Below are 16,826 nucleotides of genomic sequence, written 5' to 3'. Positions count from 1 at the left end.
CCACCCGGGGCGTCGGCCGTCGTCGTGCGTGGGGTCGTCCCTAGCCCAGGCGCACCGCGAGCAGCACCGCGTCGTCGCGCAGCCCGTCCGCGCCCAGCACCTCGAGCACGCGGTCGCACAGCGCGCCGACGTCGTCCACGTCCGGCGCCTCGGCCAGCGTCCGGGCCAGCAGGTCGGTCCGCTCGTCGGAGTCCATGCCCGGGCCCTCGATGAGCCCGTCGGTGTGCAGGACCAGCAGGTCGCCGGCGTGCAGGTGCACCTCGGTGCAGTCCCGCTCCGCCGCCCGCGTCGCGCCGATCAGCGGCGAGAGGTTCCCGGTCAGCAGTTCGACCGACCCGTCGCCCCGCCGCAGCAGCGGCGGCGGGTGCCCGGCGTTGCAGTAGCCGAGGACCCAGCCCTCCCCCGACGACGGCTGCTCCAGGCGGCCGAACACCGCCGTCGCCATCGCGGCCATGTGCATGCCCTGCACGAGGTCGTTGCAGCGGTCGATGACGGCGTCCGGGCCGAGGCCCTCCCAGGCGTACGAGCGCAGCACACCGCGCAGCTCGCCCATGGCGGCCGCCGCCCGCAGGTCGTGGCCGACCACGTCGCCCACCGCGATGCCCACGGCGCCGTCGGGCAGCGGCAGCAGGTCGTACCAGTCGCCGCCGACCTGCGCGCCGTCGGTCGCCGCCAGGTAGCGCGAGGCCACCGTCAGGCCCGGGACCTCCGGCACCGCGGGCAGCAGGCTGCGCTGCAGGGTCTCCGCGGCGCCGTGCTCGCGCGCGTAGAGCCGCGCGTTGTCGACGGCGAGACCGGCGCGGGCGGCGAGGTCGCTGGCCAGGTACAGGTCGCGCTGGGAGTAGCGCCGCCCGTACGGCAGCTCGGTCCCCAGCGTCAGGGCCCCGAGGACCTGTCCCCGGGCGCGCAGCGGCACGACGATCGCCGAGCGCGGCCGCAGCTGCTCGTAGCGGGCGAGCAGGTCGCCGTCGGCACGCAGCCCGTCCGGGCGGACCGGCAGCTCCGGCAGCAGCGAGGGTGCCCCGCCGGCGAGCACGCGGTCGACCGGGTCGTCGCCGTCCTCGGTGGGCGTGATCCACCGGCCGAGGGCGCCGACGATGTCGGTCTTCGCGTCGTCGCGGTGGTTGACCGCCACCCGGTGCGCCGACGACGGGACGCCGACCTCCTCGAGCAGGTCGACGCAGCAGTAGTCCGCGAGCGCGGGCACGACGATGCGGGCGAGGGCCCGGGCGGCTCCCCCGGAGTCCAGCGACGCGGTCATGGCCGCCGTGGAGTCGGTGAGCAGGCGCAGCTGCTCGCGGGTCTCCTCCGCGGCGGCGAGCGCGGCGCGGCGCTCGTTCTCGACCATCACCCGCTCGGTGACGTCGGCCTGCACACCGACGAAGTTGACCACCCGGCCGCCGCCGTCGAACACCGGCGAGATCGACACCTGGTTCCAGAAGGCGGTGCCGTCGCGGCGGTAGTTCAGCAGCACCTCGGTGATCGGCCGCTCGTCGGCGAGCGCGCTGCGGATCCGCGAGATCGACGTCGGGTCGGTGTTGGGGCCCTGCAGGAAGCGGCAGTTTCGCCCGAGGACCTCGTCGAGGTCGTACCCCGTGAGCCGGGTGAACGCCGGGTTGACCCACACCAGCGGGTTCTGCGCGCGGTCGGGGTCGGAGATCGTGAACGACAGCTCGGTGGCGACGACGGCGCGGTCGCGCATCATCTCGAGGTGGCGCTGGGCGCCGGCCCCGGAGAGCTGCAGGAAGACCACGAGGGCGAGGCGACGCCGCTCGTCGTCCTCGGCCTCGGAGAGCGGGAACCCGGTCACCCAGAGCAGGCGGCCCTCGGCCTCCTCGCGCTCCTCGGGCGTGGCCTCCGAGCCGCGGCGGGCCGCGTCGGCGACCGCGACCGGCTCTCCCGAGACCGGGATGCCCTGGGCCACCCGGGAGAGCGGGGACGCGGTGTCGCGCATCGGGCGACCGGACAGGTCGGTCAGGCCCGCGGCCTCGCTCCAGGCGTCGATGTCCAACGGCAGGCTGGCCTTGCCGCCGGTGAGGTCCTGGGCCGAGCCGTTCGCGTAGGTGACCGTGCCGGCGTCGAGGTCGATGAGCGCGACCGCCGCGGGCGCCGTGTGCAGGACCTGCGGCAGGTCCCCGCCGGCGTCGACGGCGAGGCTGTCCCGGACGCGCGCGGCCTCGTCGGCCATCCCCGGGTCGGCGACGCCGTCGCCGCTCCCGTCCGGCCGCCGGGACGGGTTCATCCCGGTCTCGATGTCCTCGATGCCGACCCCTCCCGTCGTCCCGGCCCCCGCAGGGCGCGGCGAGGCCACTGCTCCGTCCTCGGAGTAGCCGTCGCCGTTCGACCTGCCCGTCACCCCGGGCAGCCTAGCCACCCGTGGGTGTTCCGGCCCGACACGGCCGGGTCCACCCTCCCGGATCGGCGAGGACCGGTCGCCGGGGCGGACGGCATCAGACGAGGAAGACCTCGCGCGGGCCCGGAGCCCACCCGTCGGGCAGCTCGGCGTCGTGCGCGGCGTCCCGTCCGGCGCCGAGCGCGGAGAGGAACGCGGCGCTCGCCGCGTGCTTGCGGGCGATCACGGTGTCGGTCAGCAGGACCTGCCGGGCACGGCGCCAGGGCACCTCCGCCGAGTCCGGGCCGGCCCACGTCCAGGCCCGGTCCAGCCAGCGCACGAGGCGGACCCGGTACGCCGCGGTGACCACCTCGGCAGCCCGCCCGGCGGCCTCGTGGTCGTCGTCGCCGTCGCCCGACCAGGGCGCGAGCACGCAGAGCCCGCCGGGGTCGTCGGAGAACCCGACGATCTCGCTGATCGCGGCCACCACGTCGGACTCGGCCTCGGCGACCCCGCCGTCCGGCAGCCCGAGGCGGTGCCGGCGCACCACCGAGAGCCCGAGAGCCCGGTACGCGGCCTCCGCGGCCGCCTCGTCCGGGTCGGTGTCGGAGTCGTCGGGGTCGTCCCCACTCGCGCCGCCTGCGCCGCCCACGTCGTCCAGGGCCCCGGCCATGAGGTCGGCCAGGGTGAACGCCGGGGCGGGGTCGGGGGCCGGCTCGCCGACGGGGGCCGGGGTGCACGTCCGCGTCGGGCGTTCGGTGAGGCTCAGCACGTCGACCTCGGCGTGCCGCGACCCGAGGCGCCGCAGGAGCCCGCCCGCGGCGCGGATCTCGTCGCGTGGGTGCGGTGCGACGACGACGATGCGGCGGCAGGACCGCAGGGTGAGCGGCCGGAGCGCCTCGAGCGCCGACCACGGGGCGCGCACGCGACCGGCGCCCGCCGTCGCAGCGTCGGAATCCGTGTCGGAGTCAGCCACGTCGCTCACCTCCCCGCCCGAAGTCTGACGCAAGGATCTCGCCCGTTCGGAGCAGCAGCCCGGCGCAACGCCGAGCGGTCCGGCCCGGGATGCGAGCGGTCACGGCGCGCATCGGTTCCTCCCCCGTCCTCCGTCCAGGATGGCGCGGCCGGGTGAGGTCGGGCCGACGGCGATCTCACCGGGGAGCGACCACGCGGTGACGGGAGGATGTCGACTCGTCCGACACGGGGTCATCGACGGATGAACGACCGAAGACCCCGGACCCTGCTCGTGCCCCCGGTGGGACTCGAACCCACACCGCAGCGATTTTAAGTCGCCTGCCTCTGCCGATTGGGCCACAGGGGCTGTGCGGCGACCCTACTGCGCGAGGCCGGCCGCGCGGGCGGCACCGGCCAGGACCTCCTCGAGCATGGCCGGGGTGAGGCGGCCGGTGAAGGTGTTCTGCTGGCTGACGTGGTAGCAGCCGAACAGCTCCAGCGGCCTCCTCGCGTCCCGGGGCCGAAGCGTCACCGCCACCCCGTGGCCGAACCGCGGCCGGGGCCGGGGGACGACCCACCCGGCGTCGAGCACGGGCAGCAGCGCCTGCCACCCGAACGCCCCGAGGACGACGACCGCCCGCACCCCGGTCAGCAGGGCCAGCTCGCGCTCGAGGAACGGCCGACAGGTGTCGCGCTCGGCCGGGGTCGGCTTGTTCGCCGGGGGCGCGCAGCGGACCGGCGCGACGATGCGCACCCCCGCGAGCTCCAGCCCGTCCCCGGGCCACACCGCGGTCGGCTGGGACGCGAGCCCGACCGCGTGCAGCGCGGCGTAGAGCACGTCGCCGGAACGGTCGCCGGTGAACATCCGGCCGGTGCGGTTCGCGCCGTGCGCGGCCGGGGCGAGCCCGACCACCGCCAGGCGGGCGTCGGCGGGCCCGAACCCGGGGACCGGCCGACCCCAGTAGGTCTGGTCGCGGAACGCCGCACGTTTCTCGCGGGCGACCTGCTCCCGCCACGCCACCAGGCGCGGGCAGGCCCGGCAGTCGCTGATCTCCGCGTCGAGGTCGAGGAGCGCGCCCGCCGTGCTCACCCTGCCCGGCTCGCCCGGGCGCACTCCCGCGCGATCCCGTCGAGGATGTCGTGCTCGGAGACCACCAGCTCGGTGATGCCGGCCCGCTCGGCCAGCTCCTCGGCGAGCACCCGCACCACCAGCGAGCCGCCGCCGATGACGTCGACCCGCCCCGGGTGCATCGGCCCGAGCGCGGCCCGCTCGGAGCGCGGCATGGCCTCCAGGCGCAGACAGGTGTCGCGCACCTCGTCCAGCCCGAGCCGGGCCAGGTGGATCTTCTCCGGCGCGTACGTGCGCAGCCCCATCGCGACCGCGGCGATCGTCGTCGCGGTGCCGGCCACCGCCACCCACGTCTGCGCGTCGGAGACCGCCACCGCCTCGAACGCCGGCGCGAGCGTCTCGCGCGCGAAGGCCTCGGCCTCGGCGACCTGCGCGGCCGACGGCGGGTCGTCGTGCAGGTGCTTCTCGGTCAGCCGCACGCACCCGACGTTCGCCGAGTACGCGGCCGCCACCTCGGCCGCGACCGCGTCCCACGTGCCCGCGACCAGTTCGGTCGACCCGCCGCCGACGTCCGCGACCACGGCCGGGCCCTCGTCGGGATCGAGGTCGGCGACGGCGCCGGAGAACGACAGCCGGGCCTCCTCCTCCCCCGTGATCACCTCGGCCTCGACCCCCAGGAGGTCGCGCACCATCGAGAAGAACTCGTCGCGGTTCTCCGCGTCGCGCGTGGCGGAGGTGGCGCACAGCCGCACGGTGGGGGTGGACGTGCGGCGCAGCATCTCGCCGTAGGCGAGCAGCGCCTCCTTCGTGCGCGCGAGCGACTCCGGGGCGATCCGGCGCGTGGCGTCGACGCCCTGCCCGAGGCGGTTGACCCGCATCTCCCGGTGGACGTCGGTCAGCCACTGCGACCCGTCCTCGCGGACGGTGACGTCGGCGACGAGCAGGCGGATCGAGTTGGTCCCGCAGTCGATGGCCGCGACGCGCGGCATGGGCGCTCCCTCCGGCGGTGGACTCGCGCGGGAGGTTACCGGCCGGGCCCGGTACGGGCGGGGCGTGGGACCGGCTACCGGGCGGCGGACGGCGGGTGTCGCCGCCCGGTAGCCGGTCCTTCGCGCCACGAGGTCCGGCGGAGAACCTCGCGGGCCGGTGGGCCGTCCGCACCACCGGGGAACCGGGTCGCCGTCGTGCGGCGATGTGCCCATCGTGGCCCCTGGAGCAGGGTCGGAGCAATCCGGAACCGGTTCCGACACCGGGCCGTGTCGCGGGATCACCCGTGTCGTGCGCCGCCGCGACCCTGAGTGCGGCCCGCGGTGTCCGACCGAGGTGTCGGAAACCACGGACCGGTCACGGTGACTCCGGGATCTCCACGCACCGCCCCGACGCCCACCACTCCGGCAGCATCGCGAGGGTCTCGTCGCCGACCGGGTTGACGCCCGGACCGTGGGCCAGCGTGTGCGCGACGTGCACGTGCAGGCACTTCACCCGGTCCGGCATGCCGCCGGCGCTGACGTCGGTGCCCAGCGGTTCGATCGCGTCCCGCTCCGCCAGATAGGCCTCGTGGGCGGCCCGGTAGGCGGCCGCGAAGCCGGGGTCGGTCCCGAGGCGCTCGGTCTGCTCGCGCATCACCCCGTCGGCCTCGAGCGTGCCGATCCGCGACGTCAGGCGGGGACAGGTCGCGTAGTACAGCGTCGGGAACGGGGTGCCGTTCTCCAGGCGCGGCGCGGTCTGCACCGTCGACGGGAGGCCGCACGGACAGCGGTGCGCGATCGCGCGCAGGCCGCGTGGCGCCCGGCCGATCTGGGCGGCGATCGCCTCGCGGTCGCCCTCCTGCACGGGTTCCATCACTCCGGGACGCCCGCTCCCGTCCCCAGCGTGCCGCGGGCGACGCGGGTGTACCAGGGCAGCTCGGCCTCGGACGGGGCCAGCGCGGCGTCGGACTCCGCCGGCGCGCGGTCCGCGTCGCCGGGCAGCTCGACCCGGTAGGGCGTCTCCCCCGGCCGCGCGTACCCCAGCCGGGCGCGGGCGAGGGCCTCGACGTGGGCGGGGTCGTCCATGGCCGCGCGCTCGGCCCGCAGCTGCGCGGCCTCGGCGTCGAGGCGTTCCTGCTGCACGGCCACCGCGGCGATCTCGTGGCGCTGCGAGACGTAGTTGCGCAGCGGCACGGCCACCGTCAGCGCGAGCGCACACACGACGACGGCGAGCAGCGCCGCCCGCCGTGCCGTCGACAGGCCGAGTGCGCCCCGGGTCGCGTGGACGGCCCGGGCGGCGGCCTGCGCGGCGGCCGGGGTGCCCGCGCGGCGTCCGGACAGCGGGTGGCGGCGCAGGGCCGCCCGCTGCGGGTCCCGGCGCGGTCCCTGCCGGGCCCGCTGCCGGCCCCGCGCACGGGACGCACCCGCACCCGTCGTCGTCGGGACGGAACCCGTCGACGACTCCTCGGGTGCGGGGGCGGCCATGCGCTGCTCAGGCCTCCGGGTCGAAGCGCGGGAAGGCGAGGTCGCCGGCGTAGCGGGCGGCGTCGCCGAGGTTCTCCTCGATGCGCAGGAGCTGGTTGTACTTCGCGACCCGCTCCGAGCGCGCCGGGGCACCGGTCTTGATCTGGCCGCAGTTGGTGGCGACCGCGAGGTCGGCGATCGTGGTGTCCTCGGTCTCGCCCGAGCGGTGGCTCATCATCGAGCGGTAGCCGTACTGCCCGGCCAGGCTCATCGCGTCCAGGGTCTCCGAGAGCGTGCCGATCTGGTTGACCTTGACCAACAGCGCGTTCGCCGCCCGGCGCTCGATGCCCTCCTCGAGCCGCTCGATGTTCGTCACGAACAGGTCGTCGCCGACGATCTGGACGCGGTCGCCTACGTCGGCGGTCATCCGCGCCCAGCCCTCCCAGTCGTTCTCGCCGAGGGGGTCCTCGATCGAGACGAGCGGGTAGGCGTCCAGCAGCTCGTGGTAGTAGGAGCTCATCTGCGCGGCGGAGCGCTTCTGGCCCTCGAAGGTGTAGGTGCCGTCGGCGAAGAACTCGCTGGCGGCGACGTCGAGGGCGAGCACGACGTCCCGGCCCGCGGTCAGCCCGGCCTGGCCGATCGCGGTCAGGATCAGGTCCAGCGCCTCGCGGTTGTTCGGCAGCGACGGCGCGAACCCGCCCTCGTCGCCCAGCCCGGTCGAGAGCCCATTGCGCTTCAGCACCGACTTCAGCGCCTGGTAGACCTCGGCGCCCCAGCGCAGGGCCTCGCGGAAGGTCTCGGCCCCGATCGGCGCGACCATGAACTCCTGGATGTCCACGCCGGAGTCGGCGTGGGCGCCGCCGTTGAGGATGTTCATCATCGGCACCGGCAGCACGTGCGCGTTCGGTCCGCCGACGTAGCGGAACAGGTCCAGCTCGGCGGACTCGGCCGCCGCCCGGGCGACCGCCAGGCTCACGCCGAGGATCGCGTTCGCGCCCAGGCGGGACTTGTCCGGGGTGCCGTCGAGGTCGATCAGCTTCTGGTCGACGACCCGCTGCTCGGTGGCGTCCATCCCGACGATCCCGGGGCCGAGCTCGTCGAGCACGCCCGCGACGGCCTTCTCGACGCCCTTGCCCAGGTACCGGCCCTTGTCGCCGTCGCGCAGCTCGACGGCCTCGTGCTCCCCGGTGCTCGCCCCGCTGGGGACGGCCGCGCGCGTGAGCGTGCCGTCGTCCAGCGCGACCTCCACCTCCACCGTCGGGGTTCCGCGGGAGTCGAGGATCTCCCGAGCGCCGACCTGCTCGATGACCGCCACGGGTGTCCGCCTCCAGGATGTCGGTTGGGTCGGTGGCCGGGCGCCGATGCTAACCGCTCCGCGAGCGTGATCGAGGTGCGCCACGCAGCGTCACGGTGGGCGGCGGTCCGGGTGTCCGCTCTCGCGCCGGGCGCGATCGGGTCCTACCGTGCGGGAATGTCGTCGCCGAGCTCGTACCCGGAGTCCGGAGTCGGTGCCTTCCGCCGGGCGGAGGACCTCCTCGAGCGCCGACGACCCCTGGATGCGCTCAAGGCGCTCGGCACCCTGCCCGAGACCGAGTCCGAGGCCGCCTCGGTGCAGCTGCTGGCCGCCCGTGCCTACCTGGCCTCGGCGCAGCTGCGGCGGGCCGAGGCGGGGTTCCTGCGCGTCCTCGAGCTCGACCCGGCCGACCACTACGCCCGCTTCGCCCTCGGCCGGTGCCTGCAGCGCCAGTCGCGCCTGGAGGAGGCCCGCACGCAGCTGCGGATGGCGGCGGCCATGGACCCGCGCCCGGAGTACCAGGAGGCCCTGGGCGAGGTCAGCGCGTCGATCGCGTACCGCCGCGGGGCGTAGCTACGGCGCGGTGCTGTTCGCGTACGCCTGGGCGGCCGCGTAGACCCGGCGGCCGTACTCGTCGGAGTAGTTGTAGGACAGCACGGCATCGCGCCAGCCGGAGCCGGTCGCCAGGTCCCGGCCGCCCGCGCAGAGGTACCGGCCCGCGGCGAGAGCGGCGTCGAACACGTTGTTCGGGTCCGCCCGCCCGTCGCCGTTGCCGTCCGAGCGCCACCGCGACCACGTCGAGGGGATGAACTGGAGCGGGCCGACGGCGCGGTCGAGGGTGGGGTCGCCGTCGAGCAGGCCGCCGTCGGTGTCGGTGATCGTCCGGTTGCCGCTCGTGCCGTCCAGCGGGACGCCGATGATCCGCGGGGTGACGTCGCCGCTGGGCGCCACCTGCGCGCCCCGGTAGCGGCCGTGGTTGGACTCGATGCGCGCGAGACCCGCGATCGTCACCCAGCTCAGGCGGCAGCCCGGGTCGAGCTTCTTCATCGACACGTCGGCCATCCCGTAGGCCTGCAGCGCCGTCGGCGGGATGTTCGTGCGCGGGGCGAGCCCGGTGGCCCACGCCGAGATCGTGGGGGCACGTCCGGGTGCGGGGGCGGCCTCGACCCCCGGGAGCAGGGCCGACGGCGGGGCCACCGCATTCGGCTGCCCGACGGTGTCCAGGTCGACCTGCGCAGGAGCCACTTCGAGCGCCGGGATCTCCTCGGCGCCCGCGTCCGTCCGGCCGAACTGGCTGCGCTGCTGCAGGACGACGACCGTCCCGACGACCGCCGCCACCAGCACCAGCACCAGGGCGAGCCGCCCCAGCGCCGCGGTGTGCTTCCTCGGCGGCTCCTTCGGCGTGCTCGGCGCGGGCGGCCCGCTCGTCGGAGGCCTTCCCGACGGCAGGTCGGATGCCTCGGCCGGCTTAGGCCGCGGGCGCGGGCTCGGCGTGGGGCGCGCGGCACCGGTGGAGGTGGCGGTGGCCGTCGTGCCGGTGCCGGGGGCAGGGCCGGCGGTCCGGCCGCCCGTCGGTCCATGATCACCGGAACCGGGAGGATCCGAGGCCTGAGCACCCGGATCCTCGTCGTTCCGGCGATCTTGGACGCCGGAGCCCGTCAGATCTCGCGGATCCGGCCGCGGAGCCCTCGGATCCGCTCCATCGCGTGGATGCTGCTGCGCGGTCCCGGCGCCGGCCGCCGCGGTCGGCACCCGCAGCCCGCGGGAACGGCGACGGGGCCTGGCCGCGGCCGTCGTGCCGCTGTCCGCCGGGTCCCCGGTGTGCTCGTCCGCCGCACCCGTTCCGGCCGCACGCTCGGGGCGAGGGCCCGCAGCACCGGCGACGGTCGCACCCGCGGCGTCGGGAGGCGGCGCCTCGTCGACCCGGGGCGCCGGGCCGAGGTCGAACCAGCCGCCGCCCGACCTGTCGTCGGGAACGGGGAAGCGGTCGGTCGCCGTGTCCTCCGGCTCCGGACGACGCATCGGTGTGGTCACGTCGTCGGGCTCGCCGTCCTCGCCGGACGGGCCCGCTCCGCGGTGGGAGTCGACGCTCGTGCTCATCGCGGGGAAGGTTACGGCCCGGTCTCAGGCCTCCAGCAGGGGCTGGCCCCAGTAAGCGCCGTCGGCGAGGCCCGGCGGACAGGCGAACACCGCCGACCCGGTGTGCTCGATGTACTCCATCATCCGGTCGTGGCGGGCCAGCGCGCTCTGCATCGGCACGAACTGGCGTTGCGGGTCGCGCATGAACGCGAGGAAGAACAGGCCGGCGTTGAGGTGCCCGGCCCCGTCGCTGCCGTCCACGAAGTTGTAGCCGCGCCGCAGGATCCGGACCCCGCCGAGCGACGAGGCGGAGGCCAGCCGGATGTGCGCGTCGTCGGCGATCAGCGGCGACGTGAGGTCGATCGGCGCGAACTCCTCGGTCGCGCCGATCGGCGCCCCGGTGCCCTTGGTGCGGCCGGTGAGGGACTCCTGTTCGGTGAGCGACGTGCGGTCCCAGGTCTCCACGTGCATCCGGATGCGGCGGGCGACGAGGTAGGTGCCCCCGGTCATCCAGGGCGGCCCCTCGGAGGCGGGCACCCAGACGTGCTCGTCGAGCGCGGCTTTGTCCTCGGCCTTGAGGTTGTTGGTGCCGTCCTTGAACCCGAACAGGTTGCGGTGGGTCTGCTGGACGGTCGAGGTGGACGACGTCCGGCCGAATCCGAGCTGCGACCAGCGCACGGCGGTCGTCCCGAAGCCGGTCCGGACGAGGTTGCGCACGGCGTGCACGGCCACCTGCGGGTCGTCCGCGCACGCCTGGATGCAGAGGTCGCCACCGGAGAGCGCCGGGTCGAGCTGGTCGCGCTGGAACGGCGGCAGCTCCGCGAGGGCGGCGGGACGCGGGAGGCCGAGCTTGTCGAGCAGCGACCCGCCGATCCCGAACGTCAGGGTCAGCGACGCGGCGGGCAGGTCCAGCGCCTCGCCGGTGTCCGACGGCGGGGCCGCCGGGTTGCGGTTGACCGCCCCGCCCGGAGCAGCCTCGGCACCCGCCGTCATGCGCTCCGCCGCCGTCGTCCACCGCTTGAGCAGGGCGACGACGGCGGGGCGCAGGATCGGGCCGGTGGCGGTGACGTCCAGCGCGACGAAGTGCAGGCGGTCCTGTGCGGGCGTGACGATCCCGGCCTGGTGGACGCCGCGGAACGGCACGGTCGCCTGACCGGGGGCCGGGTCCTCGGCGCCCGAGCTCCCGGCCAGGTAGCCGCCCGCGACCCCCGCCCCCACGAGCGCGGTCCCGGCGCCGGCCGCACCGAGCAGCCGGCGCCGGGAGAAACCGCGCAGACTCATGCCGCGATGATCCCCGCGACCTGGCTGACGGGCTCGCCGACGGCGTCCACGGCCTCGGTCATCTTCCGCGTGTCGTCGGGTGTGAGCTCGGTGTAGAGCTTGAAGCCGTCCCCGGCGCGGTAGTTCTCCAGCAGCGCGTCCAGGGCCGCGAACCGCTGGTCGAGGGTCTGGCCCAGGACCGGGTCGCGCTGGTCGATCACCGGGCGCAGCGCGGACACGGCGGCCTGGGAGCCGTCGACGTTGGCGCGGAAGTCCCAGAGGTCGGTGTGCGAGTACCGGTCCTCCTCGCCGGTGATCTTGCCCGTGGCGACCTCGTCGAGGAGTTCCTTCGCGCCGTTCGCCAGCTGCAGCGGGGTGAGCTGCACGGTGCCGACGCGGGACTGCAGGTCGCGCACGTCGGCCATCAGGCGGTCGGCCATGGCGGCCGAGTCGGGCTGCAGGCCGGTGACCCACAGGTCCTTCTCGAGGCGGTGGTACCCGGTGAACTCGACGCCCGGGTCGCGCTCGTCGTCCTCGCGGCCGTCGATGCGCGGGTCGATGTCGCCGAAGGACTCGGCGACCGGCTCGATCCGCTCCCAGTAGGTGCGGCTGACCGGGAACAGCGCCTGCGCCGCGGGCACGTCGCCGCGCTTGACGGCCTCGGTGAACTCGCCGGTCTTCGTCACCAGCGCCTCGGTCTGGGACGTCGTGTAGCGCTGGTAGCCCGCGACGGCGGCCGCCAGGGCCGCGTCGCCCTCCACCGCCGCGGCCGCGTTGCCGGTGACGGTGAACGGGGCGCGGATGCCGTCGCCGACCATGCCGGGCTTGCAGGCGGTGGTGTAGGTGCCGCCCTGCGGGACCTCGACGGTGAGCGGGCGGGTGAGGCCCGGTCCGATGTTCTCGACCTCGCCGATGATGCGGTCGCCGGCGCCGTAGACGTAGAACTCGGTGACCTTCGCGCCCGTGTTGCGGATGCTGAACGCGAGGGTGCCCGCGGGTGCGGACGTGGCCGAGAGGCCGCAGGCGGTGTCGCTCGCGGTGACCTGGATCGGGCCGGGCTGACCGGGCGCGGTCTCCGGGGCGGCGGTGCTGGTGCAGCCGCCGACGACGACGGCGGCGAGGGTCGCGGCGAGCGCGGCGAGGGCGGGGCGTGCGGACACGGTTCTCCTGTCGGGGACAGCGGATCGATCGGGGAGGGGAGTCAGGCGGCGCTCGAGGCCGCGGCCTCGTCCGCCGCCGGCGGCGGGGTCGCACGCCGGGCGGGGAGGAGGAACAGCGTCAGGACGACGGCCACGTAGGCGACCCAGACGACCGCCTCGAGCACCGTGGTCTGCGGGGAGAAGTTGAAGACGCCCTTGAGGAGCGTCCCGTACCAGGAGTCCGCGGGGACCGCGGTGCTCACGTCGAAGGCGAGGGTGTACAGGCCGGGCAGGATGCCGGCCTCCTGCAGGTCGTGGACGCCGTAGGCGAGGATGCCCGCCGCGACGAAGACCAGCAGCACCCCGGTGACGGTGAAGAACCGTCCCAGGTTCAGGCTCAGCGCCCCGCGGTAGATCAGGTACGCGATGGCGACCGCGATCGCGATCCCGATGAGGAAGCCGACCAGCGGGCCCGTCGTCGAGCCGGCCGCCTGGACGGCGGCGAAGAAGAAGATCGCCGTCTCCAGCCCCTCGCGGCCGACGGCGAGCGCGGCCATCACGACGACCGCCGCCGGCCCCATCGCGATGGCCTTCTCCAGGCCGCTGCGCAGCTCGGTCGAGATCGAGCGGGCGGCCCGGCGCATCCAGAAGATCATCCAGGTGACGAACCCGACCGCCACGATCGACAGGCCGCCCCCGAACGCCTCCTGGGCCTCGAAGGTCAGCGCCTGCTCGGTGAGCGTGAGCACGAGGACGACACCGATGCTGACCGCGATCGCGGCAGCGACACCGAGCCACACCCGGGGCAGTTCGCGCCGGCGGTCGGTCTGAACGAGGAACGCCACCAGGATGCTGACGACGAGCGAGGCCTCCAGCCCCTCACGCAGACCGATCAGGGCGTTGCCCAGCATGTTCCGTCCGTCCTCACCCTCGAAGGTGAGGCGAGGCTAGCCTTCGTCGTCAGGCGGCGGAAGCGCCAGGGTTCACCGTGACTTCACGAGACCGACCTGTTGCGCAGCGCGACGCCAGAGCTCGACATCGCGGGACGAACCGGGCGCGACGGCCTCCAGCTCGCGGACCCGGGTGGCGAACGCCACCGCCGCGGCACGCAGCTCGCCCTCCGGGTCGCCCCCCGGGCCGGCAGCCGAGACGACCGCCGCGGCGACCTCCGAGTCGGTCGCCGCGAGGGCCGCCAGGACGTCGTCCGGGACCCCCGCCCGCCGTGCGCGGCTGACGTACTTGGCCAGCAGGGCCGCCGCGGGCTGGGCCTGCGCGACGCCGTCCAGCACCGACGCGCGGCGCTTCTCGGCGGCCTTGAGCTCCTCCCACCGGCGGTCCTGGTCGGAGGCGGTCGCGACGGTCTCCCCGTCGGCGAACACATGTGGGTGCCGCCCGACGAGCTTGGCGACGAGCTCGGCCGCCACCGCGTCGACGTCGTACCCCTCGTGCTCGGCCGCCACCCGGGCGTGGAACAGCACCTGGAGCAGCACGTCGCCGAGCTCCTCGCGGGACGCCTCGACGTCCCCCGCCGCCAGGGCGTCGTAGAGCTCGTAGGTCTCCTCGACGAGGTAGCGCAGCAGGCTCTCGTGGGTCTGCTCGGCGTCCCACGGGCAGCCGCCGGGCGAACGCAGCCGGTCCATGACCGCGACCGCCTCGAGTAGTTCCGCACCGGCCGGGGCCTGCGGGTCGCGGGCCGCGACGAGGACGACGGCCCCGTCCGGCACCGACCCGTCGTCGGGACGGGGACGGGCTCCCAGCTCCGCGGCGAAGCGGGCCGCCACCGGCGCCGGCAGCGACGGGTCCAGCAGCACCGCGGTCGCGGCCGCCACCGTCCGCACCGCGCTCGCGGGGAGGACCGCGCCGAGCCGGGGGTCGACGGGGACCGTGCTCAGGGGGCGGTCGGGCGGGAGGGTCACGGCGCGGTCGGGGGGAACGTCACGGTGGGTGCGAGCGGCGTGATCGAGCCGGCCGCGGCCGGCGGGGCGACCACGCGGACCTGCGTCGGGTCCCAGGTGCCGTAGCGGGGGTCGACCTGCACCCCGATCTCGGCGGCCACCGGCTGGATCGCGCGCAGGCCGAACTGGGTCATGGTCCGGGTGTCGACCAGCGCGGCCGGCACCGTGTTGCCGCTCGGCGGCGGCGCGGACAGCGACCGGTCCCGCACACGGACGACCGTCCAGGGCTGCGTGGTCGGGTCCGGCTTCGGGGCGCCGGGCGTGGTCTCCTGCTGCGGCGCCGAGACGCTCACGGTGCGTCCGGGCAGGCCGAACAGCAGCGACGAGGCCGTGCGGACCTGCTCGCCGGGCTGGGTCGTGCCCGGCCGCAGCGGCGTGGCGACGATGCGCGCCTCGTCGGGCAGGGTCGCGAGCGGGCCGAGCCCGGGGTCGACGGCGAGCCGGTCGGCGGCGCGCTGCGCGGTGGCCTTGTCCGGGAACGTCCCGACGTCGACGGTGACCGCGAGCCGGTCGAACTGCCGGCGTCCGATCTCGGCGACCGCGATCTGGTCGAAGATCAGCTCGCGCACCGTCTCGAGGTCGTACCCCGAGGACGCCGCGACCTGCGCGCCGCCCGACGCCTGCACCCGCTGCTCCACCTGCGCGGGGTCGACGACGATCCCCTCGCGGCGGGCGGCCTCGAGGACCACCTGGTGCAGGATCGCGGTGGTCAGCAGGTCGCGGCTCTGGTCGGCGAGGGTGTTCGCGTCGAGGCCGGAGCTCGGTCGGCCCTGCTGCTGCGCCTGCTGGGCGAGGGCCTCCGCGAGCGTCGGCGCCGCCGTCGCCAGCCGCCGGTCCACCAGGTCGGACGGGATCGTCGCGGTCCCGACGACGGCCGCCGTCCCGGCGCCCACCCGGGGGCCGGTCGCGGTGGAGCAGGCGGTCAGGGCGCTCAGCGCGACCACGGCGATGAGGATCCGGCGCAGCACGGCCGACACCTTCTCATGGTCACGCGACCCGGACGCGCGCCATCCACCCGTGGGCGGCCCCGATCGGGTCGTCCGGGTGCGCGGCCAGCGCCACGGCCAGCAGCAGCCGCGCCTGCCAGGGCGAGAGGTCCCCGCAGAACAGGGCGCCCGCCCGGGCCAGCTCCGCCCCGCCGCCGGCGTAGAGCCCCTCCACCGCGCCCGCCCCGGTGCGGCTCGCGACCGCCACCGGCACGCCCCGCTCCAGCAGCTCCCGGGCCTTCGCGACGACGGGCGGGGTCGCGTTGCCCGCGCCGAAGGCGGCGATGACGACGCCGCGCGCCCCGGCATCGGCTGCCGCGCTGATCGCGTGGTCGTCGGCGCCGACGTACTGGGCGACGACGTCGACGCGGGGCAGGGTGTCCGGGGGTGTGGCGAGTCCGGTCGCCGGGGCGATCGCGTGCTCGCGGACGTGGTCGGCGTCGACGCTCGCGAGCGGGCCGCGACCGGGCGCGGCGAAGGCGGCGAGCGCCTCGGCGTGGACCTTGCGGGCCCCGACGGCAGGGAGCACCTCGCCGGCGAACGTGACGGTGACGCCGGGACGGCCGTGGGCGGCCCAGCGCAGGGCGGCCGTGAGGTTGCCCGGACCGTCGGGGGCCGGGTCGTCGAACGGCCGTTGGGCCCCGGTGATCGTCACGGGCGTGACGCCGTCGTGGGTGAGCGCCAGGAGGACGGCGGTCTCCTCCAGGGTGTCGGTGCCGTGGGTGAGGACGACGCCGTCGTGGTCCGCGCAGGTCTCCCGGACCGTCCGCGCGAGGGCGGCGAGCTCGTCGAGGGTCGCGGCGAAGCTCAGTCGCCCGGCGGCGTCGACCGGCGTGACGTCGGCGTCGGTGGCGGCCGTGGCGAGCAGGTCCTGCGCCGTGGCCCCGACGGCGCGCCCCTCGGCGGTGGCGCGGGTGGCGATGGTGCCGCCGGTGGCGAGCAGAGCGAGTCGCGTCACGCCCGGCACCCTAGGCGGGCGATGGGCGCGTCAGGGCCGCGGCAGCCGGGAAGCCAGCCTGGTGACGTCCGACGACGAGCGTTCCGGCCAGACTCCGTTCGAGAAGCGTCCCGCCGGGGACCAGGGCAAGACCACGGGTGGTCGGTCGCGGGTGCCCACCGGCGCGATCCTCGGGGGCTTCCTCGCCCTGCTCGTGGTCCTCGGGGTGATCCTCTTCGTCGGCGCCTCGTGCGGCGCCGGCGGGGGCGGGAACGGGCAGACGACCGGGACGATCCTGCTGCTGGTCGCGAGCCTCTGAATCGCGACCCCCTCCCCGCGCCGAGGGCTACACCAGACAGGTCCCACGCCCCGGGAACCTGCTCCACGTC

General features: G+C 75.6%; 16 protein-coding genes and 1 tRNA gene. 2 read left to right on the top strand and 15 right to left on the bottom strand.

Annotated elements, in window-relative coordinates:
* Positions 1–40 precede the first annotated feature (40 nt).
* The 8 genes from WCD74_RS06655 to eno all read right to left on the bottom strand — a co-directional run bounded on the left by WCD74_RS06655 (position 41) and on the right by eno (position 8,102).
* On the bottom strand, positions 41–2,356 hold the full coding sequence (locus tag WCD74_RS06655) for a SpoIIE family protein phosphatase (RefSeq protein ID WP_337694044.1): 2,316 nt from the start codon (positions 2,354–2,356) through the stop codon (positions 41–43).
* 94 nt (positions 2,357–2,450) lie between these two features.
* Complete coding sequence (locus tag WCD74_RS06650; RefSeq protein WP_337694043.1) at positions 2,451–3,308, bottom strand: PIG-L deacetylase family protein; 858 nt, start codon at positions 3,306–3,308, stop codon at positions 2,451–2,453.
* A gap of 271 nt (positions 3,309–3,579) precedes the next feature.
* Positions 3,580–3,653, bottom strand: a tRNA-Leu gene (locus tag WCD74_RS06645).
* A 12-nt stretch (positions 3,654–3,665) separates the two neighbouring features.
* Positions 3,666–4,376, bottom strand: coding sequence for a uracil-DNA glycosylase (locus WCD74_RS06640; RefSeq protein WP_337694042.1), 711 nt, complete (start codon positions 4,374–4,376; stop codon positions 3,666–3,668).
* Positions 4,373–5,344 carry a Ppx/GppA phosphatase family protein gene (locus WCD74_RS06635; protein WP_337694041.1) on the bottom strand — a complete coding sequence of 324 codons (972 nt, stop codon included), beginning with the start codon at positions 5,342–5,344 and terminating at the stop codon, positions 4,373–4,375. The genes WCD74_RS06640 and WCD74_RS06635 overlap by 4 nt, the downstream gene beginning before the upstream one ends.
* A gap of 355 nt (positions 5,345–5,699) precedes the next feature.
* Positions 5,700–6,197, bottom strand: a complete 498-nt coding sequence (locus tag WCD74_RS06630; protein WP_337694040.1) for a DUF501 domain-containing protein — start codon at positions 6,195–6,197, stop codon at positions 5,700–5,702.
* Positions 6,197–6,808 (bottom strand): FtsB family cell division protein, encoded by a 612-nt coding sequence (locus tag WCD74_RS06625; protein ID WP_337694039.1) that lies wholly within the window; start codon positions 6,806–6,808, stop codon positions 6,197–6,199. The genes WCD74_RS06630 and WCD74_RS06625 overlap by 1 nt, the downstream gene beginning before the upstream one ends.
* Positions 6,809–6,815: 7 nt before the next feature.
* Entirely contained in the window at positions 6,816–8,102 is a 1,287-nt protein-coding gene (gene eno / locus WCD74_RS06620) for a phosphopyruvate hydratase (RefSeq protein WP_337694038.1), read from the bottom strand.
* A gap of 156 nt (positions 8,103–8,258) precedes the next feature.
* Here eno and WCD74_RS06615 point away from each other — a divergent pair, with 156 nt between their 5' ends.
* Positions 8,259–8,654 carry a tetratricopeptide repeat protein gene (locus tag WCD74_RS06615; protein ID WP_337694037.1) on the top strand — a complete coding sequence of 132 codons (396 nt, stop codon included), beginning with the start codon at positions 8,259–8,261 and terminating at the stop codon, positions 8,652–8,654.
* Here the strand turns inward: WCD74_RS06615 and WCD74_RS06610 are convergent, their stop codons facing one another.
* The 7 genes from WCD74_RS06610 to WCD74_RS06580 all read right to left on the bottom strand — a co-directional run bounded on the left by WCD74_RS06610 (position 8,655) and on the right by WCD74_RS06580 (position 16,458).
* Positions 8,655–9,431, bottom strand: coding sequence for a lytic transglycosylase domain-containing protein (locus tag WCD74_RS06610; RefSeq protein ID WP_337694036.1), 777 nt, complete (start codon positions 9,429–9,431; stop codon positions 8,655–8,657).
* Between the two features lie 774 nt (positions 9,432–10,205).
* Positions 10,206–11,441, bottom strand: coding sequence for an iron uptake transporter deferrochelatase/peroxidase subunit (gene efeB, locus WCD74_RS06605; protein WP_337694035.1), 1,236 nt, complete (start codon positions 11,439–11,441; stop codon positions 10,206–10,208).
* A complete protein-coding gene (efeO, locus tag WCD74_RS06600) occupies positions 11,438–12,580 on the bottom strand; it encodes an iron uptake system protein EfeO (RefSeq protein ID WP_337694034.1) in 1,143 nt (380 codons plus the stop codon). The genes efeB and efeO overlap by 4 nt, the downstream gene beginning before the upstream one ends.
* 41 nt (positions 12,581–12,621) lie before the next feature.
* Complete coding sequence (efeU, locus tag WCD74_RS06595; protein ID WP_337694033.1) at positions 12,622–13,470, bottom strand: iron uptake transporter permease EfeU; 849 nt, start codon at positions 13,468–13,470, stop codon at positions 12,622–12,624.
* A 72-nt stretch (positions 13,471–13,542) separates the two neighbouring features.
* Positions 13,543–14,475, bottom strand: a complete 933-nt coding sequence (locus WCD74_RS06590; protein ID WP_337694032.1) for a nucleoside triphosphate pyrophosphohydrolase — start codon at positions 14,473–14,475, stop codon at positions 13,543–13,545.
* Positions 14,472–15,482: a hypothetical protein gene (locus WCD74_RS06585; RefSeq protein ID WP_337694031.1), complete on the bottom strand. Its 1,011-nt coding sequence runs from the start codon at positions 15,480–15,482 to the stop codon at positions 14,472–14,474. Before WCD74_RS06585 ends, WCD74_RS06590 begins: the two co-directional genes overlap by 4 nt.
* 19 nt (positions 15,483–15,501) lie before the next feature.
* The gene (locus tag WCD74_RS06580; RefSeq protein ID WP_337694030.1) at positions 15,502–16,458 is read right to left on the bottom strand and encodes an asparaginase; all 957 of its coding nucleotides are present in this window, start codon (positions 16,456–16,458) and stop codon (positions 15,502–15,504) included.
* 61 nt (positions 16,459–16,519) lie between these two features.
* On the opposite strand from WCD74_RS06580, the gene WCD74_RS06575 reads away from it, so the two are divergent.
* Positions 16,520–16,756: a hypothetical protein gene (locus WCD74_RS06575; RefSeq protein WP_337694029.1), complete on the top strand. Its 237-nt coding sequence runs from the start codon at positions 16,520–16,522 to the stop codon at positions 16,754–16,756.
* Positions 16,757–16,826 lie beyond the last annotated feature (70 nt).

Origin of the sequence: Actinomycetospora aurantiaca (genome assembly GCF_037401875.1) — a bacterium.
Lineage (GTDB): Bacteria > Actinomycetota > Actinomycetes > Mycobacteriales > Pseudonocardiaceae > Actinomycetospora > Actinomycetospora aurantiaca.
Note: the sequence above shows the minus strand (reverse complement) of the source record. Positions and strands in the feature narration are given on the sequence as shown.